Source organism: Caulobacter sp. X (assembly GCF_002742635.1).
In the GTDB taxonomy this organism is placed as follows: Bacteria; Pseudomonadota; Alphaproteobacteria; order Caulobacterales; family Caulobacteraceae; genus Caulobacter.
Window position 1 is genome coordinate 184677 of sequence record NZ_PEGF01000001.1, and the last position, 24496, is coordinate 209172.

The window sequence follows — 24496 nt, forward strand, 5'->3', positions numbered from 1 at the left end:
ATAATATGGAACTAACGCTTGCGCTCTAGGGCCAGCGATCCGTGCGGCGTAATCGTGCGGGCGGCGAAGGTCTGGGAGGACATTTTGCAGCAAGCCCACGCCACGGCTCTGTCACGCCGCGATCTTCTTATTCTATCAGCGGCGGCCGCCGCTTTGGGCTTAGGGGCGACCGATGCAGCGAGCGCCGCGCCCTCGACGCCGGTCACGGACCTTCGCTGGCTAGATGGAGAGCCGCCAAAGGTTCTGGACGGCGCCACCTTCGGCGTTCCCTGGCCTCGAGGCGCGCTCAAACCCTCGCAAGCGTTCAGGATCGCCAGCAAGACAGGTGAGGACGTTCCGGTCCAGTCGTGGCCGATCGCCTATTGGCCGGATGGTTCGCTGAAATGGTCTGCTCACGCCGTCGCGGGCGGGGAGGGGCGTCAGGACCTTTCGATCGTCCCCGGAAAGCCCAAGGCGCCCGCTTCGCCCGTGATCGTCACCCAGACCGACGCGCTGATCACGGTGACCTCCGGCGATCTGATCTGGCGTCTCCCCAGGTCGGGCCCCGACCTGGTGTCGGAGGCTCTGCGCGGCGGACGGGTCACGCTGAAGGGCCTGCGCCTGGTCGCCATCGCCCAGGATCAGCCCGCTCTGGAGCCTGACGGCGTTGTCCATTCGGCGCGGTACGAGTCGCGGTTCTCGACGGTCACCGTCGAGCAGTCGGGACCTGTTCGGGCCGTGGTGCGCTTTGACGGGGTCCACCGCGGTGGCGGACGCGACTGGCTGCCGGTAAGCGTGCGTCTCTATTTCCACGCCGGTTCCGAAGCCGTGCGCATCGTCCACAGCTTCATCCTAGACGCCGACCCGGCCAAGGACTTCATCCGGGGACTGGGCGTCACCGCTCGGGTGCCGATGAGCGACGAGAGCCATAACCGCCACGTCCGGCTCTCGGGCGAGGAGGTTGGCGTGTTTGGCGAGGCGGTGCGGACCCTGACGGGTCTGCGCTCGCGCGGCGACCCCGGACCCGCCGCCCGCGAGGCGCAGATCGCCGGTCGCGCCGTCCGCACCGACATCCTGCCGCCCAAGCTCCGCGCCGGCTTGCAATGGATCCCGGAGTGGGGCGATTTCTCGCTGTCGCAGCTGACGCCTGACGGCTTCACCCTGCGCAAGCGGACCAGCGCCGGCCACGCCTGGATCGATTCCAACGCGGGACGGCGGACGAAGGGGCTGGCCTATGTCGGCGGCGTCTCCGGCGGCGTCGCCTTGGGCCTTAAGGACTTCTGGCAGCGCGCGCCGACAGGGCTCGATATCCGCAACGCCCACACCGACCTCGCCGAGCTGACCGCCTGGATGTGGTCGCCCGAGGCGCCGGCCATGGACGTGCGGCCCTATCGCAGTCCCAACGGCATGGACACCCACGCCAAGGAGCTCGAAGGCCTGGACATCACTTATGAGGATTACGAGGCCGGCTGGGACGACGCGCACGGGATCGCGCGGACTTCCGAGCTGACCCTATGGATCCTGGGCGCGACGCCGTCGCACGACGTCTTCTCGGACATGGCCGGCAGGGTGGCCGATCCGCCCCGGCTTACCGTGTCGCCCGAGCGCCTGAAGGCGGCCGGTGTGTTCGGCGACTGGAGCGTCGTCGACGCCTCGACGCCGACCCGAAAGCGGATCGAGGATCGGCTCGCCTACCTGATCGACTACTACATGAAGGAAACGGACCAGCGACGGTGGTACGGCTTCTGGTCGTACGGCGACGTGATGCACACCTACGACCCGGATCGCCACATGTGGCGCTACGACGTCGGCGGCTTCGCCTGGGACAATTCCGAACTCTCGACCGACCTGTGGGTCTGGTACAGCTACCTGCGCACCGGTCGCGCGGATGTCTTCAAGTTCGCCGAGGCGATGACCCGCCACACGGGCGAGGTCGATGTCTATCACCTGGGTCGCTTCAAGGGCTTCGGCACGCGGCACGGCGTCCAGCACTGGTCCGACTCGTCCAAGCAGCCGCGGGTCTCGAACGTCGCCTACCGCCGCATCTACTATTACCTGACCGCGGACGAGCGGGTGGGCGACCTGATGCGCGAGCTGGTTACCTCCGACTCGGCGTTGGAGGCCGTCGACATCTCCCGCAAGCTGCCGCCGTCGCCGGGACGTGAGCGGCCCAAGGGCGTTGTGGCCTCGGGCTTCGGCACCTCGTGGGGCGCGTTCCTGGGGGCCTGGCTGACGGAATGGGAACGCACGCGCGATCCGCGCTGGCGGGACCGGATCCTCAATGGCATGAACACGATAGCCGCCATGAAGCGGCGCTGGTTCGCCGGCGAGGCGCCCTACGACCTCAAGACCGGCAAGTTCCTGGGCGACGGCGACTATGTCAGCGTCTCGCACTTGAACGCGGTGTTTGGGGTGGTCGAGATGACGTCCGAGCTGCTCGACCTGCTGGACGTCCCCGCCTACCGCAAGGCCTGGCTGGAATACTGCCGTTACTACAATGCGCCGCCCGCCGAGCTGAAGGCGCTGCTAGGCCAGGTCCCTGGCGGTCGCAGCCTGAACGACGCCCATTCGCGCCTGACCGCCTATGCAGCTAAGCACGAGAACGATCACGCCCTGGCGCTACGCGCCTGGTCGGAATTCTTTGGCAAGGCGGGACGGGAAGGGGGCGACCTGTTGTCGAGCCAGAGCCGTCGCGTTGGGGGAACAGCGGTGCTGCGTCCGATCGAAGAGGATCCGGTCCTGTCCACGAACGGGGTCGCCCAATGGGGACTGGCGGCGATCCAGAACCTGGCCCTGATCGGCGACAGTCTGGAAGAAGCGGCGGCCGCGAACCGCTGAAGACTCGCCGCGCCCATCGGGCGCGGCGGAACGTCGCAGTCAGGCTTAGTGCGCGGCGTCGATCGACAGAATCGCCCGCGCTTCATCCCGAGCCTGTCGGCCAGCAAAGAACAGCGACGCCACGAATACGATCGAGAGGGCGGCCGCTACGTAGCAGGCGGGGCAGTGGCCCGCGAACACGAAAGCGTCGCCGCGCGCGCTACAGATCGGGCCCGCGAGCATACGTGGAAGCGATTGCTGCAAGGCGATCGCCCAGGCGACCAGGGCCGCCACGCCGGTGGCCGAAGGGAGATGTCGAGAAAACGCGTTGAGCATGGCGGACTCCGAATTGGCCCACAGGGTCTAACAGGTCTGCTGACTTGGCTTTGAGGTAGATCAACGCACGTATACGGCCCGTGTGACACCCCTGGGGTCCAGGTTCGACTCATGGAGTCCGTATGTCCGCCCCCTCAAACACCAGTGCTGGTCCGCCCGCGGGCTCCAGCCTCCTCCTAATAATCTCGGTTATCGGCGCCTTTTTGGCGATTTTGGGGGCGGGTCTAACCCATGACCCCATTTTCCGCCTGCAAGCCGGAACCGTCGCGCTGGCCGGCGTCATCGCCGCCTTCGTCCTGAACGGCGGTCTCGCCGGGGGGACGCTGCGCGACCATCCCGACCAGTACTCCGACAACGTCATCAAGGCCGGCGTCATCGCCACCATGTTCTGGGCGGCGGCGGGCTTGCTGGTGGGGGTGATCATCGCCGCCCAGCTGGCCTGGCCGAGGATCTTCTACTTCCCCGAGTTCGGTTTCCTGAACTTCGGGCGGCTGCGGCCTCTGCACACCTCGGCGGTGATCTTCGCGTTCGGCGGCAACGCCCTGATCGCGACGTCCTTCTGGGTCGTCCAGCGCACCTGCAAGGCGCGTCTGGCGGGCGGCATCGCGCCGTGGTTCGTGTTCTGGGGCTACCAGCTGTTCATCGTGATGGCCGCGACCGGCTACCTGATGGGCGCGACCCAGGGCAAGGAATACGCCGAACCCGAATGGTACACCGACCTGTGGCTGACGATCGTCTGGGTGGCCTATCTGCTGGTCTTCCTGGGCACGATCTGGAAGCGCAAGGAGCCGCATATCTATGTGGCGAACTGGTTCTACTTGGCCTTCATCGTCACCATCGCGCTGCTGCACCTAGTGAACAACGCCGCAGTTCCGGTCGGCCTGCTGAACCACAAGTCCTACGGCGTGATGTCCGGCGTCCAGGACGCTCTGACCCAGTGGTGGTACGGCCACAACGCGGTCGGCTTCTTCCTGACCGCCGGCTTCCTGGCCATGATGTACTACTTCGTGCCCAAGCGCGTTGAGCGTCCGGTCTACAGCTACCGTCTGTCGATCGTGCACTTCTGGGCCCTGATCTTCATCTACATCTGGGCCGGCCCGCACCACCTGCACTACACAGCCCTGCCGCAGTGGGCGCAGACCCTGGGCATGACCTTCTCGATCATGCTGTGGATGCCCTCCTGGGGCGGCATGATCAACGGCCTGATGACCCTGTCGGGCGCGTGGGACAAGCTGCGCACCGACCCCGTCGTCCGCATGATGGTCGTCTCGATCGCCTTCTACGGCATGTCGACCTTCGAAGGTCCGGTGATGTCGATCCGCGCCGTCAACGCGCTGAGCCACTACACCGACTGGACCATCGGCCACGTGCACTCCGGCGCTCTGGGCTGGGTCGGCTTCATCAGCTTCGGGGCGGTCTACTGCCTCGTTCCGTGGCTGTGGAAGAAGCCGGGCCTGTACTCGAACAAGATGGTCGAGTGGCACTTCTGGATCGCGACCACCGGGATCCTGCTCTACATCGCCGCGATGTGGGTGTCGGGCATCATGGAAGGCCTGATGTGGCGGGAATACACCCCGCAAGGCTTCCTGGCCTACAGCTTCATCGAGACCGTCTCGGCCAAGCATATCGAGAACATCATCCGCACCGTTGGCGGTCTGATGTACCTGACCGGCGCGCTGATCATGATCGTCAACCTCTGGAAGACGATCAGCACGCCCTCCGCCGAGCTGGCCGACGCTCCGGCCGCCCCCGCCAACGCGATCGCCTGAGGTTCCGATGTCTCTCTGGAAGCAACACTCCAAGCTTGAGCGGCATTCGCTGCTGCTCATCGTCGGCATCCTTCTGGTCGTCTCCATCGGCGGCCTGGTCGAGATCGCCCCGCTGTTCTGGCTGCAGAGCACGATCGAGAAGGTGCAGGGCATGCGTCCCTACACCCCGCTCGAGCTGGCCGGCCGCGACATCTATGTCCGCGAAGGCTGCTACCTCTGCCACTCGCAGATGGTTCGCCCGCTGCGTGACGAGGTCGAGCGCTATGGTCACTACAGCCTGGCCGCCGAGAGCATGTACGATCACCCGTTCCAGTGGGGGTCCAAGCGGACCGGTCCCGACCTGGCGCGCGTGGGCGGCAAGTACTCGGACACCTGGCACCGCGACCACCTGATGGATCCGCGCTCGGTCGTGCCGGAATCGGTGATGCCGCCCTACAAGTTCCTGGCCGAAAAGGACCTGGACTACAGCGACATCGTCGATCGCATGAAGACCCAACACACGGTCGGCGTGCCCTACACCGCGGATGAGATCGCCAACGCCAAGAAGGACCTCGAGGCCCAGGCCGATCCGTTCTCGACCGACGCGGTGGGCCTGCGCGCCCGCTATGGCGCCAAGGTTGTCAACCGCGACTTCGACGGCGATCCCAACAAGATCTCCGAGATGGATGCGCTGGTCGCCTACCTGCAGATGCTGGGCACCCTGGTGGACTTCAAGTCCTACAAGGCCCACGCGCCGGAGAACCAACGATGAGCGGTCTCTCCTACGAAACCGTCGCGCGCTTCGCGCAGCAGGGTGGGCTGATCTACTTTGGCCTGATCTTCCTCGCCGGCGTCGCCTACGCCCTGTGGCCTTCCCGGAAGGCCGAATTCCAACACGCCGCGCATATGCCGCTGGATGACGAGGAGCTCTCCTGATGGCTCACGAACGCGAGACCGACCACGCCACGGGCGTCGAGACGACCGGGCACGAGTGGGACGGCATCAAGGAACTGGACAACCCGCTACCTCGCTGGTGGCTGTGGGTCTGGTACGCCTGCATCGCCTTCTCGATTGGCTACTGGGTGGCCATGCCGGCCTGGCCGGGCCTGCATAGCTACACCAAGGGCATGCTGCATCAGTCGGACCGGGCGAATGTCGGCAAGGAGTTGTCGGCCCTTGAGCTCCAGCGCGGCCAAGGCGCGGCGATGCTTCGCACCGCCAGCCTGGAGCAGATTGAAAAGGATCCGAAGCTGCAGGCCTACGCCCAGCAGGTCGGCCAGTCGGTCTTCGGCGACAACTGCGCCACCTGCCACGGCATCGGCGGCACGGGCGGCAAGGGCTACGCCAACCTCCGCGACGACGTGTGGCTGTGGGGCGGCAAGCTGGAGGACATCCAGTACACCATCACCCACGGCATCCGCACCGGCGCCGAAGGGGCCCGCATGTCGCAGATGCCCGCCTTCGGCCGTGACGAGCTGCTCAAGCCCGAGCAGATCGACGACCTGACCGAATACGTGGTCAAGCTGTCGAACCGTCCGGCCGACGCCGGCGCCGTGGCCCGCGCCGCGCCGATCTACGAGACCCAGTGCGTGGCCTGCCATGGCGTGGACGGCAAGGGGAACCAGGAGCTCGGCGCGCCGAACCTGACCGACGCCGACTGGCTGTACGGCTCCGATCGGGCTTCGATCCGCGGCCAGATCTATGCTGGCAACGGCGGCGTCATGCCCACCTGGGGCGGTCGCCTGAGCCCGGAAACGATCAAGGCGCTGGCCGTCTACATTCACTCCAACGCCGGTGGTCAGTAAGGGCTATGCCCACGCTTATCGACAACAGGCCTCCTGAACCTGAAACCCGGACGGCGGTCTCGGCCGCCGCCCGGGCCAAGGGCAAGGGTGACGCCAAGGGCGGGCTCTACAAGCCTCGCGAGCCGATCTATCCCAAGCTGGTCCACGGCAAGTGGCGGAACGTGAAGTGGGCGCTGCTCATCATCACGCTCGGGATCTACTACATCACGCCGTGGATCCGCTGGCATCGGCCGGACGGTTTCCCGCAACAGGCGGCGCTGGTCGATTTCACTGGCCGGCGGTTCTATTTCTTCGACATCCAGCTGTGGCCCCAGGAAGTCTATATCTTCACGGGCCTGCTGGTGATGTCCGCCCTGGCGCTGTTCCTGGTGACGGCGCTTTTCGGGCGTCTGTGGTGTGGCTATGCCTGCCCGCAGACCGTCTGGACCGACCTCTACATCGTCGTGGAGCGCCTGTTCGAGGGCGACCGTAACGCCCGCATGCGTCTCGACGCCGCGCCGCTGTCGTTCGACAAGATCTGGCGCAAGACCGGCAAGCACCTGACCTGGCTGGCCATCGCCTTCGGCACCGGCGGCGCCTGGATCTTCTATTTCCACGACGCGCCGACCCTGATCCGGACATTCTGGACCGGCGACGCCCCCGTGACGGCCTATGTCTCGTGCTTTCTGCTGACCTGCACGACCTACATCTTCGCCGGCTGGATGCGCGAGCAGGTCTGCACCTACATGTGCCCGTGGCCCCGCATCCAAGGCGCCATGCTGGACCATCACTCTCTGCAGGTGACCTATCTGGGCTATCGCGGCGAGCCGCGCGCTCCGCACAAGAAGGGGCTGAGCTGGGAAGGGCGCGGCGACTGCGTCGACTGCCGCCAGTGCGTCGTGGTCTGCCCGATGGGCATCGACATCCGCGACGGCGCGCAGCTGGAGTGCATCAACTGCGGCCTCTGCGTCGACGCCTGCGACGACATCATGACCAAGATGGGCCGCCCTACCGGCCTGATCGCCTATGACTCCGAAGCCGCCGTCTCGCATCGCGGGTCCGGACAGAAGGCGCGCTACTTCCCCGTCCGTAGCCGCACGATCTACTACGCCCTGGCGCTCACGATCGTCAGCGGGCTGACCCTATGGTCGCTGCTCGCCCGGCCCGACGCGGATCTTCACGTGATCCGGGACCGCAATCCGGTGTTCGTGCGAATGCACGACGGCGCGGTCCGCGATGGCTACACGCTGAAGATCGGCAATCGCACCTTCGTGCCGCAACGCTTCGACGTTTCGTTCGAGGGCGTCCCCGGCGCCCGGCTCAGCCACCCCGGCGGCGAGGGCCAGCATGTGAGCATCGTGGTGCCCGCCGACCAGGTCGTGCCGCTGCGCGTCTTCGTCACCGCCCCGCCGAACGCCGAACTGGACGCCAGCGTCCCGGCCCGCTTCGTCATCCGCTCGGGTGACGTCCAGGCCGAGGCCAAGACCGTCTTCCTCTCTGGAGCCGCGAACCCGCAATGACCAGCGCAACGCAATCGGTCGCCAAGTCTCCGTCCGAGAAGGGCCGCATCACAGGTTGGCATGTGCTGATCGGCGTGGTGCTGTTCTTCGCGACGGTCATCGCGGTCGACACCATCTTCATGGTGCAGGCCTATCGGACCTTCTCGGGCGAGGTGGCGTCCAACCCCTACGAGGCGGGCCTGACGTTCAACCGCACCCTGGCCCAGCGCCAGAAGGAAGCGGCTCTGGGCTGGTCCGCCAGCGTCGAGACGCCGGCCGGCAAGACCGTCGTGGTCACGGTCGTCGATCGCGCGGACAAGCCGCTCGACGGCTTGTCGCTGACCGGCGTTCTGGAGCGTCCGGCGACGGAAGCCGGTCGTCAGACCCTGAACTTCCGTTCGCTGGGCGGCGGCCGCTATGAAGCAGCCGCTCAGTTGGATGGGGCTTGGGACCTGCGGGCGACCGCCCGTAACGCCAAGGACATGTTCGAGATCGAAACGCGCCTGGTGGAGCCCGCGCGATGAGCCAGAGCCTGACCCTGCATCGTGACCTCGAGGCGTTCGTTCGGCGGGACGAGGAGGGGAAGGGCCGTCTCGAGCTGCTGGTCAGCGGCGCCCGCTGCGCCGGCTGCATCAACAAGATCGAGAAGGCGGTTCGCGAACTGCCGGGCGTTGACGCCGCTCGCTTGAACCTGACCACGGGCAAGCTCGCGGTTCAGCTGGAGGGCAAGCAGGCCGACCCGGAACGCGTCGTCGAGACCGTCGAGGCGCTCGGTTATCGCGCTTGCCTGTTCGATCCCGGCGAGGCCGCCGCGGCCCAGGATCGGGAAGGGCGCGAGCTGGCTGTCGCCCTCGGCGTCGCCGGCTTCGGGGCCGGCAACGTCATGATGTTCACCGTGCCCGCCTGGGCCGGTCTGTTCGGGCAGGAGCTGAACAGCTCCACTCTGACGCTGATGTACTGGATGGCCGCGATCGTCGCGACGCCATGCGCTCTGTTCGCTGGCCGTCCGTTCTTCCGCTCCGCCTGGGCCTCGCTGAAGCGGGGCAAGGCCAATATGGACGTGCCGATCTCGATCGGCGTGATCCTGACCCTGATCGTCAGCTTTTCCGAGACGATCCTGCGCGGCAAGCATGCCTATTTCGACGCGGCGGTGACGCTGCTGTTCCTGCTGCTAATCGGCCGCTATCTGGACCATCGCCTGCGCGCCAACGCCCGCTCTGCCGCCCGCGACCTGCTGGCGCTCCAGACGCCGGTGGCCATGCGCCTGATCGACGGCGTCGAGCAGGGGATTCCCGTCGCCGAGGTCAAGATCGGCGACCGTCTCGTCGTCGCGCCGGGCGACCGCGTGCCGGTCGACGGCCTGGTCGAGAGCGGCCAGTCCGAGCTCGACAACGCCCTGATCACTGGCGAAACCGCCCTGGCGCCGGTCGGCGCGGGCGCGCGCCTGCACGCCGGCGCCCTGAACCTGTCGGGCCGCCTGGTGATGACCGCCACGGCGCGCAGCGAGGATTCCACCGTCGCCGCCATCGCCCGCCTGATGGAGGCCGGCGCGCAGACGCGCTCGGCCTATGTACGTCTGGCCGACAAGGCCGCGGCGCTCTACGTGCCGGTCGTCCACACCGCCGCGGCCCTGACCTTCGTCGGCGGCTGGGCGCTGGGCCTTGGCCCGCGCGAGGCGCTGCTGCGCGCCGCCGCGGTGCTGATCGTCACCTGTCCGTGCGCCCTGGGCCTGGCCGTGCCCGCCGTGCAGATCGCCGCCAGCAGCCGCCTTTTCCGGAAGGGCGTGCTGGTCAAGTCCGGCGCCGCGCTGGAGCGTCTGGCCGAGGTCGAGCATGTGGTGTTCGACAAGACCGGCGTCCTCACCGAAGGCCGTCCCCGCTTGATCGACGCGCCGGACCACCTGGTCGCCATGGCCGCGCCGCTGGCGCGCGCCTCGCGCCACCCCCTGGCCAAGGCCTTGGCCGCCGAGGCCGGCCTCGGTCCCGTCGCCGTGGATTGCGTGGAGACGGCGGGGCAGGGCGTCGAGGGCCTCATCGATGGCCGTCGCGCCCGCCTGGGCCGCGCCGCCTTTGTCGGCGTCGCTGGCGGCGACGCCCGCGAGACCGAGCTGTGGTTCGGCTTCGAGAACGACATCAAGATCCGCTTCGTGTTCGAGGACCAGCCGCGCGCCGACGCGGCCGACACCATCGCGCGCCTGCGTCGCATGGGCCTGTCGGTCGAGATCCTGTCCGGAGACCTGGCCGGTCCCGTGGGCGACATCGCGCGCGAAGTGGGCGTCGCCGATTGGCGCGCCGGCCTGACGCCGTTCGACAAGGCCGCCATCGTCGACCAGTTCAAGACCGAAGGCCGCAAGGTCCTGATGGTCGGCGACGGGCTCAACGACGCCGCCGCCCTGTCCAAGGCCCACGCTTCGATGGCGCCGGGCGCCGCCGTGGACGCGGCCCAGAACGCGGCCGACCTGGTCTTCACGGGCGAAGGGTTGGGCGCGGTCGTCGAGGCGATCGACACGGCCCGCGAGGCGCGTCGTCGGGCGCTTGAGAACTTCGGATTCTCGGCGCTCTATAACGTCGTGGCCATGCCGGCGGCGATGGCCGGCCTGATCAATCCCTTCATCGCCGCCCTGGCGATGTCGGGCTCCTCGATGGTCGTGCTGCTGAACGCCGCGCGCCCGCGCATCGCCTGGAGGCGTCGATGAATATCGTCCTGTTCCTGGCCCCGTTCTCGATCGGCCTCGGCGCCATGGGCCTGTTCGCCTTCTTCTGGACCATGCGGTCGGGCCAGTACGAGGATCCCAAGGGCGACGCCGCCCGGATCCTCTATGACCACCTCGAGGACAAACCGCCCCAAGACTGAGCCCAGCGGATTGATCCAGGTGGATTGATCCAAATCACGGCGGAGGCGGGAAGGGCGGATCAGGTTGCGCGCGTCAGGAGAGACGCATGACCGCAACCGCCGCCACGATTCCCGCCAACGACCACCACGCGCTTCTGGCGCGTTATGACAGCCGCGCGCCGCGTTACACCAGCTATCCCACCGCGCTGCAGTTCTCCAAAGAGGTCGACGCCGAGGTCTATGGCGACTGGTTGGCGAGCCTCGACCCGCGCGAGCCAGTCTCGCTCTACGCCCACATCCCGTTCTGCGATCGGCTGTGCTGGTACTGCGGCTGCAACACTCGGGTGGTGAAGAAACAGGCGCTGATCAGCGAGTATGTCGAGCGTCTGGTGGACGAGCTGGCCCTAGTCGAGGCGCGACTGCCCGGCCGCATCAAGGCCGGCGCGGTGCACCTGGGCGGCGGCACGCCCAACATGCTGTCGCGCGACGACATGGTCCGTCTGTTCGGCGCCCTGCGCCACGTCTTCCCGTTCGCGCCGGGCGTTGAGATCTCGGCTGAACTCGATCCGGCCGTCCTGACCGAGAGCTGGGTCAAGGCCGCGGCTTTCCACGGCCTGACCCGCGCCAGCCTGGGCGTTCAGGACCTGGCCCCGCACGTCCAGGAAGCGGTCAACCGTGTCGAGCCGTTCGAGGTCGTGGCGCGCGCCGCCCACTGGCTGCGCCAGGCGGGCGTGGCTTCGATCAATCTCGACCTGATGTACGGCCTGCCCAAGCAGACGACCGCCGACGTGGTCGCCACGTTGGACAAGGTCCTGACCCTGCGCCCCGAGCGGATCGCCCTGTTCGGCTACGCCCACGTGCCGTGGGCGCGCTCGCACCAGAAGCTGATCCGCGAAGAGGACCTGGCCGACGCCAACGGTCGCTTCGAGCAGAGCCAGGCCGCCGCCGAGCGACTCGTGAAGGCGGGCTATGTGGCGATCGGCCTCGATCACTTCGCCCTGCCGAACGACGATTTGGCGCTCGGCGTCGCCACCGGCACGCTGCGCCGGAATTTCCAAGGCTACACCACCGACCAGCACCCGACGCTGATTGGCCTGGGCGCCTCGTCGATCGGCCGCATGCCGGGCGGCTATGTCCAGAACCTGCCCGCCGAGGTCGCCTGGCGCGACGCCATCCTTCAGGGACGGCTGCCGGTCGCGCGCGGCGTCAAGCTGACGGACGACGACCGCCTGCGCGCCGACGTGATCGAGCGGCTGATGTGCGACTTCCAGGTGGACCTGGCCGCGGTGGCCGCGCGCCACGGGGTGTCGCCATTGGTCTTCAGCGGCGACATCGCCAAGCTGGCGGACCTGCATGGCGACGGATTGGTGCAGGTCGGCGGGGACGTCGTTCGCGTGACCGAGGCTGGCCGTCCCTTCGTGCGTCTGGCCGCCCAGGCCTTCGATCATCGCTCTGACACGCGCGAGGGCTTTTCGCGAGCAATCTAGTTGTCAGAAACTGATCGAGGTCAAGGTCGAGTGCTTCGTAATCCTCCAAACAGACATCGCGACGAAAAATAGAGAGTCGCCCAATTCTGGGGATAGATGATGAAAACGGTTATTCTTTCGGCCATCGCGGCGACGGCTCTGGTCGGTGGCGTGGCGCACGCTGATGACTTCTCGCCGAACGCCAAGGGCGACTTCATCGTTCACGCGCGCATCACGCAAGTCGCGCCGGACAAGGATGCGGCCATCCTGACCGCCGCGGGCGCGGCCACGGGCCTGAAGGCTCACGTCAAGGATGACATCAAGCCGACCCTGGGCTTCACCTACTTCCTGACCGACAAGGTCGCCGTCGAAGCCATCCTGGGCACCACCGAGCACGACATCCGCGCTCAAGGCGGTACGACGGACGTTCTGGTCCACAAGAGCTGGGTTCTGCCGCCGGTCGTCACCCTGCAGTATCACCCGCTGCCCGCCGCTCGCGTCAGCCCCTATGTCGGCGCCGGCATCAACTACATGCTGTTCTACAGCGGCAAGAACAAGAACGGCTTCACCGTGAAGCTCGACGACGGCTTCGGCTATGCTCTGCAGGCTGGCGTCAACGTCAAGATGAAGAACAACTGGATGCTGAACGCCGACATCAAGAAGGTCTATTTCAGCACCGACGCCAAGATCAACGGCGGCGCCCTGAAGTCGAAGGTCGACCTGGATCCGCTGGTCTCGTCGGTCGGCTTCAGCCGCAAGTTCTAAGAATGACAGCTCGCGCCGTCGGTCCACCGGCGGCGCGCGCGATGCAAGGCTCGGCCCGCAAGGGCCGGGCCTTGTTTGCGTTCGGCTTGGTGTCTTGCGGCCAAGTGAATGGATCGCGCTGGCTGTGGGCCGACGTCCGAGGCATGATGGCGACGCGGGCCGCGTTCTCGGCGACGACGCCTGAACCTGAAGGACCCGAAAGACGCGCGCCATGTTCCACCGTCCTTCGCAGAGCAAGCAATTCGGGGTGTTTCTGCCGGTCGCCAATGGCGGCTGGATCATCTCCAAGACCACGCCGCCTCTGGACGGGCTCTACGCCCAGAACCGGGCGGCGGCGGTGAAGGCCGACGAGATCGGCCTGGATTTCGTGATGTCGATGGCCAAGTTCCGCGGCTTTGGCGGCGAGACCGACCACTGGGGCACGGCGCTGGAGTCGGTGACCATGATGGCGGGCATCGCCGAGGCGACCCGCAATGTGAAGATCTGGGCCACGATCCATCCGCTGCTGCAGAACCCGGCGGTGGCGGCCAAGATGATCGCCACGCTGGACCACATCAGCGGCGGTCGGGCGGGCCTCAACATCGTGGCGGGCGCCTATAAGGGCGAGTTCGACCAGATGGGGGCGTGGGACGACTCCTTGTCCCACGACGACCGCTACGCCTTGACCGAGGAATGGACCGCCATCGTCAAGCGGCTGTGGTCCGAGGACAGCGTCGACGTCCAGGGCCAGTACTTCACGATGAAGGACTGCCAGTCCAAGCCCAAGCCGCTGTCGCGGCCGCGCCCGGACCTGGTCTGCGCGGGGATGAGCGACCGGGGCTTCCAGTTCTCGGTGCGCGAGGCCGACATCTGCTTCATCGGCGGTCGCACGCCCGACGAGCGCCGCGACGCGTCGCTGCGGGCCAAGGCGGCCGCCGAGGGCATGGGCAAGACCATCAAGACCTTCGCCATGTGCACGGTGGTCCACGGCGACACGGACGCGGACGCCGAGGCCAAGGTCGAGCGCTACAAGGACGGCGCGGACATGGGGGCGATCCTGGCCATGCTGGAAAGCTGGGGCGTTCCGGCCGAGAAGCTGTCGAGCGTGGCGGCCGCGCAAGGGGCGTTCATGACCCAGACCGTGGTCGGTTCGCCCAAGACCTGCGGCGCCCAGATCGAGGAGTTCCTGCGCTACTGCGAGCTGGACGGCCTGATGCTGATCTTCCCCGACTATGTCGAAGGCCTGACCATGTTCGGCTCCGAAATCCTGCCCGGCCTGAGGGCGGTCTTCCCGTGAACGACGACCTGAAGGCCTGGATCGCGCCATCGCGCACGGCGGCGCTGGTGATCGACATGCAGGTCGATTTCGCCTCGCCCGCGGGCGCGCTCGCGACCTATTTCGACATGAGCATCGTCCAGCCCGCGGTCTCGGCGGCCGAGCGCTTGGTGGAGACCGCTCGCGCGGCGGGCGTGCCTGTCGTCTTCGTGGGGCTGTTCACGACGCCCGAGACGGACTCCGCCGCCTGGCTAGAGCGTATCCGGCGGCAAGGCGGCGACCCGGACAGCGAGGCGGCGATCTGCCGTGTCGCGGAGGTCGGCTCCGATTTCTATGGGCCCAAGCCAGCGCCCGGAGAGCTGGTGGTCCAGAAGGTCCGCTATAGCGGCTTCCAGGGCACGGACCTCGATGCTCGGCTGAGGGCGCTGGGCGTCGACACCCTGGTGGTGGCCGGATTGACCACCGAATGCTGCGTCGACAGCACCGTGCGCGACGCCTTCGATCTGGACTATCACGTCTTTGTCGCCGCCGACGCCTGCGCCGCCTACGAGGCGGATTTGCACATCGCGACCCTGAAGATCATGGCGCTCAACAGCGCCATACTGACCGACACGGCGCGGATCGCCGAGGCGTGGAGCGCTTAGCTGTCGTCTTCGGGAAAGAGGGCCGGCCTCCTTCGAGAGCCGGCCCGATAGACGTCACTTCGCGACGCCGACCTTGAAGATCATCACGTTGCGATAGGTCTGGCCGGGATCCAGGCGCACCGACGCGAACTGCGACTTGTTCGGCGCGTCGGGGAAGTGCTGCGGTTCCAGCGCGATGCCGTCGCCCTGGCGGTAGAGCTTGCCGCTCTTGCCGACCCAGGACGCGTCCAGGAAGTTGCCGGCGTAGAACTGGATGCCGGGTTGGTCCGACAGGATCTCGAGCACGCGGCCGCTCTTGGGATCGACCAGCCGCGCCGCCAGCCGCGGGGCGCCGCCGGACTTGCCGTTCAGCACGAAGTTGTGGTCGTAGCCCTTGCCGACAACGATTTGCGGGTCGCTGGCGTCGCGGATGCGCTTGCCCACCGCCGTGGGCGTGCGGAAGTCGAAGGCGGTGCCGGCGACCGGCGTGATCGCGCCGGTCGGGATCAACTCGTTGTCGACCGGCGTGTAGCCGTTGGCCGGAAGGGTCAGCACGTTGCCCATCGCGCCTTCCGGCGCGCCTTCGCCGGCGACATTGAACAGGGCGTGATTGGTGATGTTGACGATTGTCGGCTTGTCGGTCGTGGCGCCGTAGGTGACCGTCAGCCGGTTCTGTTCGTCGAGCGCGTAGGTCGCGGTGGCGTTCACGGTCCCCGGATAGCCCTGATCGCCGTCGGGGCTGACATAGCCGAGCGTGACGGAAGCCGTCGGGCCGGACTTCGTCGCCAGCACCTTCCAGACGACCTTGTCGAAGCCCTTCACGCCGCCGTGCAGCGCCGCGACGCCGTTGTTGTTCAAGGCCAGCTGATAGGTCTTGCCGTCGAGTTCGAAGCGGCCCTTGCCGATCCGATTGGCGAAACGGCCCACCGAGGCGCCGAAGTAGCTGGCGTTCTTCACGTAGGCGGCCGCGTCGTTGAAGCCCAGCACGATGTCGGCCTTCTTGCCGGCCTTGTCGGGGGCGATCAGCGACTGCAGGGTCGCGCCGTAAGTGATCACCGTGGCGCTGACGCCCTTGGCGTTGGTCAGGGTGAAGGCCTCGACCGCCTCGCCCGAGGGAGTCTGGCCAAAGGGGCGGCGGGACAGTTCGGCGGCCGTCGCCGTCGATGTCGCGGCAAGGGCGAGCGCGCCGCACAGGGCGATGGTCTTGAACTTCATGTTTCCTCTCCGTCTTGTTCTGTTGGCGCGGGCGGCTATTCGATGAAGGGCGGCGCGACGACCCGCTCGCTGAGCAGGAAGGCGTCGGCCACATGGCGCAGCGGCGCGACATCGACGTCGCTGGCCCCATCCGCGATCAGCCTGGCGAATTCGTCATAGAGGCCCGGGTACTCCCGGTCGGGGCCCTCGTGCATCAGCTGGCCGTCGATCCAGAGCCTGGCGCCGCCGTTGGTCAGCTTCAGCGCGCCGTCATCCGTGTCGATCTCGATGTCCCAGCTTTGCGGACCGGTCTGCAGGAAATCCAGCTCGGCTCGGATCGGCGCGCCGAGAGCGTCACGGAAGTCCAGCTCGGCCTGGATCGGCGACTGCCGGTTCTCCGGCACATGCAGAACCCCGCGAGACAGGAAGAAGGGCAGGGGCAGGACACGGGTGACGATCGACAGGGCGTTGATGGCCGGGTCGAAGACGCCAAGGCCGCCGGCTTCCCAGATCCAATCCTGGCCCGGGTGCCAGACGCGGACATCTTCCTTCCAGTTGATCCGCACGGCCCTGACCGTGCGGTCCGCCAGCCATGCGCGCGCGGGTTCGACCCCTGCGGCGTAACGCGAGTGCCAGGTGGCCTGAAGCGTCAGGCTGCGGGCGATGGCGGCTTGGCGCAGATCCTCGACTTCGCTCAGCGTCGCGCCGGGCGGCTTTTCCAGCATCACGTGCTTGCCGGCCGCCAGCGCCATGTGGGCAAGGGCGTGACGCGGCTGCGGCGGCGTGCACAGCGCCACGGCGTCGATCGCCACGTCGCTGGCCAGCAGGTCGGCCAGACCGGTGAAGTGGGCGACGCCGTCCAGTTCGGCGTTGCGGCTGACGATGGCGACCAGCTCGAAGCGCGGATCGGCGGCGATGGAGGGCAGGTGCTGATCCCGAGCGATCTTGCCCAGGCCGACGAGCGCCAGGCGGATCGGCGTCACAGTGCGCGCACCGTGACGGACCGCTCGGTCGCCTGGCCCAGCGAATTGCGCACCGGATAGAGGAACGGCGCGGCCTCGATCTCGAACACGTCGCCGACCTTCGTCTGGAAGCCCTCCGAGAACGACAGGGTCGCCGTGCCGAAGAAGTGCACGTGCACGTCGCCCGGACGGCGGAAGAGATCGTACTTGAAGTGGTGATGCTCGAGATTGGCGATCGTGTGCGACATGTTCGCCTCGCCCGACAAGAACGGCTTCTCCCAGGCCACAGCCCCGTCGCGCAGGATGCGGCTGGCGCCGCGCACGTCCTCGGGCAGCGGGCCGGTCAGCAGTTCCGGACCCAGCGCCGCCTGGCGCAGCTTCGAGTGAGCCAGCCACAGGTAGTTGCCGCGCTCGATCACGTGGTCGGAGAACTCATTGGCCAGGCAGAAGCCCAGGCGGTGCGGCGTCCCGTCGGGACCGATCAGATAGACGCCGGCGATCTCCGGCTCCTCGCCGCCGTCCTTGGCGAAGGCGGGGGAGGTGAGGGGCTGGCCCGGCCCGACCAGTTGCTGGCCGTCGCCCTTGTAGAACCACTCCGGCTGGACGCCTTCCTGACCCGGGGCGGGCTTGCCACCCTCGACGCCCATCAGGAACATCCGCATCGAGTCGGTGAGCTGTTCTCCGGACTGAGCGGCTTTGTGCATCTTGTCGCGACCCTCGGCCGAGCCGAGATGGGTCAGGCCCGTGCCGGTTAGCAGCAGGTGGGCGGTGTCGGGGTGATCGATCGGCGCCAGGACGCGGCCTTCGGCCAAGGCGGCGGGGATATCGATGTCTTCGCCAAGCTCGCGCGCCTGGGCCGCCTCGGCCAGGGTCGCGTTCACGCCGATGGCGGCCTGGGCCAGGGCGTAGAGCGTGTCGGCGACCATAACCCGCCGGGCGCGGCCCGCGTCGTCGACCGCCGCCAGCCGCCGTTCGCCGTCGCCGGTCTTCAACTGCACGAACCTGAACACCATGGCGAACGCTCCTAGCCTATAATAGTCTGACAAATACCGTCGCCGTCGGTCCTGTCAAACCTCGTTTGCAGCATCCCGTCATTCGTGACGATCTCCTGGCCGAACAGCGCTCGCGATCATTGACGGGCTTGGGAAGCAGCGATAGTCAGACAAATATTACAATACAAATCCGCTCCGGCTTGGACACGCTCTTGCGGCCAGCCTGAAGCGCAGCGTCGTCAAGGAATGTCATGAGCGCCGATCCCGTCTCCTCCCGCACCCTTCGTTCGCGTGCGTGGTTTGACAATCCGGACAACATCGACATGACGGCGCTTTATCTGGAGCGCTATCTGAACTTTGGGCTGACGCTGGAGGAGCTGCAGTCGGGTCGTCCGATCATCGGCATCGCCCAGACGGGGTCGGACCTGTCGCCATGCAATCGCCATCACCTGGTGCTGGCCGAGCGGGTGCGCGAGGGCATCCGCAGCGCCGGCGGCATCGTGCTGGAGTTCCCGGTCCATCCGATCCAGGAGACGGGCAAGCGGCCGACGGCGGGGCTGGACCGCAATCTGTCGTACCTGGGTCTGGTGGAGCTGCTCTACGGCTATCCGCTGGACGGGGTGGTGCTGACCATCGGCTGCGACAAGACCACGCCGGCCTGCTTGATGGCGGCGGCGACGGTGAACATCCCGGCCATCGCGCTTTCGGTGGGGCCGATGCTGAACGGCTGGCACAAGGGCCAGCGGACGGGGTCTGGCACCATCGTCTGGAAGGCCCGCGAGATGCTGGCGGCCGGCGAGATCGACAACGCCGGCTTCATCAAGCTGGTGGCCAGCTCCGCGCCCTCGACGGGCTATTGCAACACCATGGGCACGGCCACGACCATGAACTCGCTGACCGAGGCGCTGGGCATGTCGCTGCCCGGCTCGGCGGCGATTCCAGCCCCCTATAGAGATCGCCAGGAAAACGCCTATCGCACGGGTCTGCGGATCGTGGAGATGGTCAAGGAGGACCTCAAGCCCTCCGACGTCCTGACCCGCGAGGCGTTCCTCAACGCCATTGTCGTCAACTCGGCGATCGGCGGCTCGACCAACGCCCCGATCCACCTGAACGCTCTCGCCCGTCACATGGGCGTGGAGCTGACCATCGACGACTGGCAGGAGAAGGGCGAGGAGGTGCCGCTGCTGGTCAACCTGCAGCCGGCCGGGGAATATCTGGGCGAGGACTACTACCGGGCCGGCGGCGTGCCGGCGGTGTTTGGCCAGTTGATCGAGCAGGGGCTGATCCATGAGGACGTCAAATGCGTCTCGGGCCAGACGATCGGCGAGCAGTATCGCGGGGTCCAGATCGAGGACGAGGACGTCATCCGGCCGTTCTCGCGGCCGCTGGTCGAGCGGGCGGGCTTTGTGGTCATGCGCGGCAACCTCTTCAACTCGGCGATCATGAAGACCAGCGTGATCTCCAAAGAGTTCCGCGAGCGCTATCTGTCCAACCCCGACGATCCGGACGCCTTCGAGGGCGTGGCGGTCGTGTTCGATGGCCCCGAGGACTATCACCACCGGATCGACGATCCGTCGGTGGGCATCACCGCCAACTCGATCCTGTTCATGCGCGGGGCCGGCCCGGTGGGCTATCCCGGCGCGGCCGAGGTGGTGAACATGCGCGCCCCCAACTACCTGATCAAGCAGGGCGTCCATCAGCTGCCGTGCATCGGCGACGGCCGCCAGTCGGGCACCTCCGGCTCGCCCTCGATCCTCAACGCCTCGCCGGAAGCCGCCGTGGGCGGGGGGCTGGCCTTGCTCAAGACCGGCGACAAGGTCCGCTTCGATCTGCGCAAGTCGCGGGTCGACGTCCTGGTCTCGCCCGGCGAGATCGTCGAGCGGCGCAAGGCCCTCGAAGCCGCCGGCGGCTATGCCTATCCCGAAAGCCAGACCCCCTGGCAGGAGATCCAGCGCGCCGTCGTCGGTCAGCTCGAAACCGGCGCCATCCTCGAACCCGCCGTCAAATACCAGCGCATCGCCCAAACCAAGGGCCTGCCCAGGGATAACCACTGATCCATATGGCCGCCGGCGCCGCAAAGCGTCGGCGGCCTTTTCTTGTCAGGCTGCCCAAGGGTGTCTGGGAAGATATTGTACGACAAAATAGCCGCTGCTATGCACGCGGTCAGAACAAGGCGGAGCCCTGAAGCATCCGCGCGTAAATGGAGAGGGACAATAGATGGCTATGGCCAAGACGTTTCTAGGCGCGGCCGTGGCGCTGCTGGCGATGGCGGCGAGCGCGCGGGCGGGGGAAATCGCCGCGACCGCGACCCTGAAGGCCGACAAGCCGGGCGCGCCGATCTCGCGTTACATCTACGGTCAATTCTCGGAGCACTTGGGCGCGGGCATCTATGACGGCGTCTGGGTCGGTCCCGATTCCAAGATCCCCAATGTGCGCGGCATCCGCAGCGACGTGGTCGCGGCGCTGAAGGACATCAAGGTCCCGGTCATCCGCTGGCCCGGCGGCTGCTTCGCCGATGAATACCGCTGGCGCGACGGCATCGGTCCGCGCGACAAGCGCCCCTCGCGCAAGAACAACTGGTGGGGCGGCTCGCCCGAGACCAACGCCTTCGGCACCCACGAATTCATGGACTTCGTCGAGCAGGTCGGCGCCGACCCCTACGTCTCGATCAATGTCGGTTCGTCCAACCCGACCGAGATGCGCGAGTGGATCGAGTACATGATCTCGCCCGGCGACGACACCTTGGCCCAGGAGCGTCGCGCCAACGGCCGCGACAAGCCGTTCAACCTGCCGTTCGTGGGCATCGGCAACGAGAGCTGGGGTTGCGGCGGCGAAATGACCGCCGAATACTACGCCAACGAATACCGTCGCTTCTCGGCCTTCTTCCACAAGAACGACGACAACAAGGCGCTGCGTATCGCGTCGGGCGCCAATTCGTTCGACGTGAACTGGACCGACGTGGTCACCAAGAACGCCGGCAAGCAGATGGACGCCATCTCGCTGCACTACTACACGATCCCGACCGGCAAATGGTCGAAGAAGGGCGCGGCGACGGGCTTCGACAAGGCCGCCTGGGGCCAGACCTTCGCCCAGACCCTGCGGATGGACGATCTGCTGAAGCAGCACATCGCGGTGATGGACAAGAACGATCCCAAGAAGCGGATCGGTCTCTATGTCGATGAATGGGGCACCTGGTACGACGTCGAGCCGGGCACCAATCCTGGCCATCTCTACCAGCTGAACACCCTGCGTGATGGGGTGCTGGCGGCGGCGAACTTCAACATCTTCCACCGCTATACCGATCGCGTGCGGATGACGAACATCGCCCAGACCATCAACGTGCTGCAGGCGATGATCCTGACCCAGGGCGACAAGATCGTCCTGACCCCAACCTACTACGCCTACAAGATGTACGTGCCGTTCCAGGACTCCACGGCGATCCCGCTGGACGTCAACGCGCCCGAGATCGACGTCGGCGGCAGCAAGATCCCGGCCTTCAACGCCTCGGCGGCCAAGGGCAAGGATGGCAAGACCTATGTGGCGGTCGCCAACATGTCGCCGGACGACGGCGTCAAGCTGTCGGTGGCGCTGGCTGGGCTGAAGGCCAAGTCGGTGTCGGGCCAGGTGCTCACCGCCGACAAGATGGACGCGATGAACGCCTTCGGGGTGAAGCCGACCGTCGCGCCGGCTCCGTTCAAGGGCGGCAAGATCGCGGGCGACACGCTGACGCTGGACATCCCGGCCAAGTCGGTCGTCGTGGTCGCGCTCGACTAGAGGGCATGACGTCCATCTAAATCAAAGAAGGCCGGACGCGATCTGAAGACAGCGCGTCCGGCTTTTTCGCGTGTTGGGAGGCTCGCGATATGACCTTGACCCGTCGGTCCGCCTTGGCGACCTTGGGCGCCGCCCCCGCGATGGCGGCCGCCTCGGCGCGCGCCGAAAAGACGTCGCCGCTGCGCCTCTGGTATCGTCGGCCCGCCAAGACCTGGGTCGAGGCCCTGCCGGTCGGTTCGGGCAAGCTGGGCGCCATGGTGTTCGGCGGCGTTGGCGCCGAACGACTGCAGCTGAACGAGGACACGCTCTGGGCAGGCGGGCCTTACGAGGCGACCAATCCGGAGGCGCATGAGGCGCTGCCGGAAATCCGCCGCCTGATCGATGCGGGTGAGTACGCCAAGGCCGCCCAGCTCGCCGACGCCAAGTTTGTCGGCATTCCGCGCAAGCAGATGTCCTACCAGACGATCGGCGACCTGAAGCTCGGCTTTCCGGGAATGGCCGAGCCGTCCGACTATGTCCGAGACCTCGACCTGGACGGCGCGATCGCCACGACGCGCTTCACCGCCGACGGCGTTGACCATGTGCGCGAAGTGATCGCCAGCGCGCCGGACGGCGTCATCGCCGTGCGCCTTTCGGCCAGCCGTCGCGGCGCCATCAGCCTGGATCTCGGCTTCGCCTCGCCCCTGGCGTCCAAACCGGTGGCGACCGTCGAGGGGCGCAGCCTGGTGCTGGCTGGCGTCAACGAGAGCCAGCAAGATATCCCCGCCAAGCTACGTTTCGAATGTCGCGTTGATGTCCGCGCCAAGGGCGGTCGGGTGAGCGGGCAGGGCGAGACCCTGTCGATCCGGGACGCCGACGAGGTGGTGCTGCTGATCGCGGCGGCGACAAGCTATCGTCGCTATGACGATGTGTCCGGTGATCCGACCGCGCTGAACAAGGCGACGGTGGCCAAGCTTGCCGGCAAGTCCTGGAAATTTATCCTGGCCGATCACCAGGCCGACCACCGGGCGCTGTTCCGCCGGGTCAAGGTCGACTTCGGCCGCACGCGCGCCGAGCTGCTGCCGACCGATGAGCGGATCAAGGCCTCGCCGACGACCGATGATCCCTCGCTGGCGGCGCTCTACTACCAATACGGCCGCTACCTGCTGATCGCCTGCTCGCGTCCGGGCGGGCAGGCGGCGAATCTGCAAGGCGTCTGGAACGACAAGCCCTCGGCGCCGTGGGGCAGCAAGTACACGATCAACATCAACACGGAGATGAACTATTGGCCCGCCGAGCCGACCGGCCTGCCGGAGTTGGTCGAGCCGCTTGTCGCGCTGGTGAGGGACCTGTCGGAGACCGGCGCGCGCACCGCCCGGGCGATGTACGGCGCGCGAGGCTGGGTGGCGCACCACAACACCGACCTCTGGCGCGCGACGGCGCCCGTCGACGGCGCGCCGTGGGGCGTGTGGCCGACGGGCGGCGCGTGGCTCTGTAAGCATCTCTGGGACCACTACGACTACGGCCGCGACCACGCCTATCTCGCGCGGGTCTATCCGCTGATGAAGGGCTCGGCGCGGTTCTTCCTCGACACCCTGGTGGTCGATCCGAAGTTCGGCGTCCTGGTCACCAACCCCTCGTTGTCGCCAGAGAATGACCACGGCCACGGGGCCTCGATCGTCGCCGGCCCGACCATGGACCAGGCGATCATCCGCGACCTGTTCGACAACTGCCTGAAGGCCGAGGTCGTCCTGGGCGCCGACCCAGACTTCGTCGCCGAACTCACGGCGGCGCGCGACAAGCTGGCGCCCTACAAGGTCGGCAAGGACGGCCAACTTCAGGAGTGGCAGGAGGACTGGGACGCCGACGCGCCCGATATCCATCACCGGCACGTCTCGCATCTCTACGGCCTGTTCCCGTCGGACCAGATCGGGATCGACACGACGCCGAAGCTTGCGGGGGCGGCGAAGCAGACCCTGGTGACGCGCGGCGATCTGTCGACCGGCTGGGCGATCGCCTGGCGGCTGAACCTCTGGGCGCGGCTGGGCGAGGGCGATCACGCCTACGGTATCCTGCGGCTGCTGCTGGGCCCCGAGCGCACCTATCCGAACATGTTCGACGCCCATCCGCCGTTCCAGATCGACGGCAATTTCGGTGGGGTTTCGGGCATGACCGAGATGATCCTGCAAAGCCGCAACGACCGCATCTACCTGCTGCCCGCCTTGCCGTCGGCCTGGCCTACCGGCCACATCAAGGGGTTGAGGGCGCGAGGCGCGGTCGGCGTCGATGTCCGCTGGACCGGCGGCAAGCTGACCGAGGCGGTGCTGATGGCGAAAGCGGACGGGCGCCACGCCGTGGTGCTGGGCCGCTCCGTCCTGACCGTGGACCTTCGCAAGGGCCAGACGGCGCGCCTTGTTCTCCGCGATGGGGCCCTGACGCGGGCCGCCTAGCGCTCGCATGGATGGCGCGGCGGCGCACTTTTAGCTAAGAC

20 protein-coding genes are annotated in these 24496 nt (G+C 67.1%); 16 read left to right on the plus strand and 4 right to left on the minus strand.

Annotated features, from left to right (window positions below):
* Nucleotides 1-84: 84 nt before the first annotated feature.
* Nucleotides 85-2817 (plus strand): Tat pathway signal sequence domain protein, encoded by a 2733-nt coding sequence (locus CSW60_RS00770; protein ID WP_099535276.1) that lies wholly within the window; start codon nucleotides 85-87, stop codon nucleotides 2815-2817.
* 45 nt (nucleotides 2818-2862) lie between these two features.
* Here the strand turns inward: CSW60_RS00770 and CSW60_RS00775 are convergent, their stop codons facing one another.
* Nucleotides 2863-3132: a hypothetical protein gene (locus CSW60_RS00775; RefSeq protein WP_099535278.1), complete on the minus strand. Its 270-nt coding sequence runs from the start codon at nucleotides 3130-3132 to the stop codon at nucleotides 2863-2865.
* A 122-nt stretch (nucleotides 3133-3254) separates the two neighbouring features.
* Here CSW60_RS00775 and ccoN point away from each other — a divergent pair, with 122 nt between their 5' ends.
* The 12 genes from ccoN to CSW60_RS00835 all read left to right on the plus strand — a co-directional run bounded on the left by ccoN (nucleotide 3255) and on the right by CSW60_RS00835 (nucleotide 15125).
* Nucleotides 3255-4901 carry a cytochrome-c oxidase, cbb3-type subunit I gene (gene ccoN, locus CSW60_RS00780; protein ID WP_099535280.1) on the plus strand — a complete coding sequence of 549 codons (1647 nt, stop codon included), beginning with the start codon at nucleotides 3255-3257 and terminating at the stop codon, nucleotides 4899-4901.
* A 7-nt stretch (nucleotides 4902-4908) separates the two neighbouring features.
* Nucleotides 4909-5652 carry a cytochrome-c oxidase, cbb3-type subunit II gene (gene ccoO, locus CSW60_RS00785; RefSeq protein WP_099535282.1) on the plus strand — a complete coding sequence of 248 codons (744 nt, stop codon included), beginning with the start codon at nucleotides 4909-4911 and terminating at the stop codon, nucleotides 5650-5652.
* Complete coding sequence (locus CSW60_RS00790; protein ID WP_099535284.1) at nucleotides 5649-5816, plus strand: cbb3-type cytochrome c oxidase subunit 3; 168 nt, start codon at nucleotides 5649-5651, stop codon at nucleotides 5814-5816. Before ccoO ends, CSW60_RS00790 begins: the two co-directional genes overlap by 4 nt.
* Nucleotides 5816-6685 (plus strand): cytochrome-c oxidase, cbb3-type subunit III, encoded by an 870-nt coding sequence (gene ccoP / locus CSW60_RS00795; protein ID WP_099535286.1) that lies wholly within the window; start codon nucleotides 5816-5818, stop codon nucleotides 6683-6685. The genes CSW60_RS00790 and ccoP overlap by 1 nt, the downstream gene beginning before the upstream one ends.
* 5 nt (nucleotides 6686-6690) lie before the next feature.
* The gene (ccoG, locus tag CSW60_RS00800; protein ID WP_099535287.1) at nucleotides 6691-8184 is read left to right on the plus strand and encodes a cytochrome c oxidase accessory protein CcoG; all 1494 of its coding nucleotides are present in this window, start codon (nucleotides 6691-6693) and stop codon (nucleotides 8182-8184) included.
* Complete coding sequence (locus CSW60_RS00805) at nucleotides 8181-8687, plus strand: FixH family protein (RefSeq protein ID WP_099535289.1); 507 nt, start codon at nucleotides 8181-8183, stop codon at nucleotides 8685-8687. Before ccoG ends, CSW60_RS00805 begins: the two co-directional genes overlap by 4 nt.
* Nucleotides 8684-10858, plus strand: a complete 2175-nt coding sequence (locus CSW60_RS00810) for a heavy metal translocating P-type ATPase (protein WP_099535291.1) — start codon at nucleotides 8684-8686, stop codon at nucleotides 10856-10858. Before CSW60_RS00805 ends, CSW60_RS00810 begins: the two co-directional genes overlap by 4 nt.
* Complete coding sequence (ccoS, locus tag CSW60_RS00815) at nucleotides 10855-11016, plus strand: cbb3-type cytochrome oxidase assembly protein CcoS (RefSeq protein WP_099443577.1); 162 nt, start codon at nucleotides 10855-10857, stop codon at nucleotides 11014-11016. The genes CSW60_RS00810 and ccoS overlap by 4 nt, the downstream gene beginning before the upstream one ends.
* Nucleotides 11017-11102: 86 nt before the next feature.
* Nucleotides 11103-12482 (plus strand): oxygen-independent coproporphyrinogen III oxidase, encoded by a 1380-nt coding sequence (hemN, locus tag CSW60_RS00820; RefSeq protein WP_099535293.1) that lies wholly within the window; start codon nucleotides 11103-11105, stop codon nucleotides 12480-12482.
* Nucleotides 12483-12581: 99 nt separating this feature from the next.
* Complete coding sequence (locus tag CSW60_RS00825; protein WP_099537508.1) at nucleotides 12582-13226, plus strand: OmpW family outer membrane protein; 645 nt, start codon at nucleotides 12582-12584, stop codon at nucleotides 13224-13226.
* Between the two features lie 211 nt (nucleotides 13227-13437).
* Nucleotides 13438-14502 (plus strand): LLM class flavin-dependent oxidoreductase, encoded by a 1065-nt coding sequence (locus CSW60_RS00830; RefSeq protein WP_099535295.1) that lies wholly within the window; start codon nucleotides 13438-13440, stop codon nucleotides 14500-14502.
* Complete coding sequence (locus CSW60_RS00835; RefSeq protein ID WP_099535298.1) at nucleotides 14499-15125, plus strand: cysteine hydrolase family protein; 627 nt, start codon at nucleotides 14499-14501, stop codon at nucleotides 15123-15125. Before CSW60_RS00830 ends, CSW60_RS00835 begins: the two co-directional genes overlap by 4 nt.
* Nucleotides 15126-15179: 54 nt before the next feature.
* On the opposite strand, the gene CSW60_RS00840 is transcribed toward CSW60_RS00835, so the two are convergent.
* Genes CSW60_RS00840 through araD1 form a run of 3 tightly spaced genes read right to left on the minus strand, consistent with a single transcriptional unit; the run spans nucleotide 15180 to nucleotide 18273 of the window.
* Nucleotides 15180-16319, minus strand: a complete 1140-nt coding sequence (locus CSW60_RS00840) for an aldose epimerase family protein (protein WP_099535300.1) — start codon at nucleotides 16317-16319, stop codon at nucleotides 15180-15182.
* Nucleotides 16320-16354: 35 nt separating this feature from the next.
* On the minus strand, nucleotides 16355-17281 hold the full coding sequence (locus tag CSW60_RS00845; RefSeq protein ID WP_099535302.1) for a Gfo/Idh/MocA family protein: 927 nt from the start codon (nucleotides 17279-17281) through the stop codon (nucleotides 16355-16357).
* A complete protein-coding gene (gene araD1 / locus CSW60_RS00850) occupies nucleotides 17278-18273 on the minus strand; it encodes an AraD1 family protein (RefSeq protein WP_099535304.1) in 996 nt (331 codons plus the stop codon). The genes CSW60_RS00845 and araD1 overlap by 4 nt, the downstream gene beginning before the upstream one ends.
* Before the next feature lie 230 nt (nucleotides 18274-18503).
* On the opposite strand from araD1, the gene CSW60_RS00855 reads away from it, so the two are divergent.
* From CSW60_RS00855 to CSW60_RS00865, 3 genes are all read left to right on the plus strand, one after another.
* Entirely contained in the window at nucleotides 18504-20306 is a 1803-nt protein-coding gene (locus CSW60_RS00855) for an IlvD/Edd family dehydratase (protein WP_099535306.1), read from the plus strand.
* Between the two features lie 169 nt (nucleotides 20307-20475).
* Entirely contained in the window at nucleotides 20476-22026 is a 1551-nt protein-coding gene (locus tag CSW60_RS00860) for an alpha-N-arabinofuranosidase (RefSeq protein WP_099535308.1), read from the plus strand.
* An 89-nt stretch (nucleotides 22027-22115) separates the two neighbouring features.
* Complete coding sequence (locus CSW60_RS00865; RefSeq protein ID WP_099535310.1) at nucleotides 22116-24455, plus strand: glycoside hydrolase N-terminal domain-containing protein; 2340 nt, start codon at nucleotides 22116-22118, stop codon at nucleotides 24453-24455.
* Nucleotides 24456-24496: the final 41 nt, after the last annotated feature.

What these genes read in the sequence shown, in the direction of transcription:
- ccoG (WP_099535287.1), top strand. Translation starts at nt 6,691, where the DNA reads ATGCCCACGCTTATCGACAACAGGCCTCCTGAACCTGAAACCCGGACG.
- CSW60_RS00855 (WP_099535306.1), top strand. Translation starts at nt 18,504, where the DNA reads ATGAGCGCCGATCCCGTCTCCTCCCGCACCCTTCGTTCGCGTGCGTGG.
- ccoO (WP_099535282.1), top strand. Translation starts at nt 4,909, where the DNA reads ATGTCTCTCTGGAAGCAACACTCCAAGCTTGAGCGGCATTCGCTGCTG.
- CSW60_RS00830 (WP_099535295.1), top strand. Translation starts at nt 13,438, where the DNA reads ATGTTCCACCGTCCTTCGCAGAGCAAGCAATTCGGGGTGTTTCTGCCG.
- CSW60_RS00865 (WP_099535310.1), top strand. Translation starts at nt 22,116, where the DNA reads ATGACCTTGACCCGTCGGTCCGCCTTGGCGACCTTGGGCGCCGCCCCC.
- ccoS (WP_099443577.1), top strand. Translation starts at nt 10,855, where the DNA reads ATGAATATCGTCCTGTTCCTGGCCCCGTTCTCGATCGGCCTCGGCGCC.
- ccoN (WP_099535280.1), top strand. Translation starts at nt 3,255, where the DNA reads ATGTCCGCCCCCTCAAACACCAGTGCTGGTCCGCCCGCGGGCTCCAGC.
- CSW60_RS00805 (WP_099535289.1), top strand. Translation starts at nt 8,181, where the DNA reads ATGACCAGCGCAACGCAATCGGTCGCCAAGTCTCCGTCCGAGAAGGGC.
- hemN (WP_099535293.1), top strand. Translation starts at nt 11,103, where the DNA reads ATGACCGCAACCGCCGCCACGATTCCCGCCAACGACCACCACGCGCTT.
- araD1 (WP_099535304.1), bottom strand. Translation starts at nt 18,273, where the DNA reads ATGGTGTTCAGGTTCGTGCAGTTGAAGACCGGCGACGGCGAACGGCGG.
- ccoP (WP_099535286.1), top strand. Translation starts at nt 5,816, where the DNA reads ATGGCTCACGAACGCGAGACCGACCACGCCACGGGCGTCGAGACGACC.
- CSW60_RS00825 (WP_099537508.1), top strand. Translation starts at nt 12,582, where the DNA reads ATGAAAACGGTTATTCTTTCGGCCATCGCGGCGACGGCTCTGGTCGGT.
- CSW60_RS00840 (WP_099535300.1), bottom strand. Translation starts at nt 16,319, where the DNA reads ATGAAGTTCAAGACCATCGCCCTGTGCGGCGCGCTCGCCCTTGCCGCG.
- CSW60_RS00860 (WP_099535308.1), top strand. Translation starts at nt 20,476, where the DNA reads ATGGCCAAGACGTTTCTAGGCGCGGCCGTGGCGCTGCTGGCGATGGCG.
- CSW60_RS00810 (WP_099535291.1), top strand. Translation starts at nt 8,684, where the DNA reads ATGAGCCAGAGCCTGACCCTGCATCGTGACCTCGAGGCGTTCGTTCGG.
- CSW60_RS00775 (WP_099535278.1), bottom strand. Translation starts at nt 3,132, where the DNA reads ATGCTCAACGCGTTTTCTCGACATCTCCCTTCGGCCACCGGCGTGGCG.
- CSW60_RS00790 (WP_099535284.1), top strand. Translation starts at nt 5,649, where the DNA reads ATGAGCGGTCTCTCCTACGAAACCGTCGCGCGCTTCGCGCAGCAGGGT.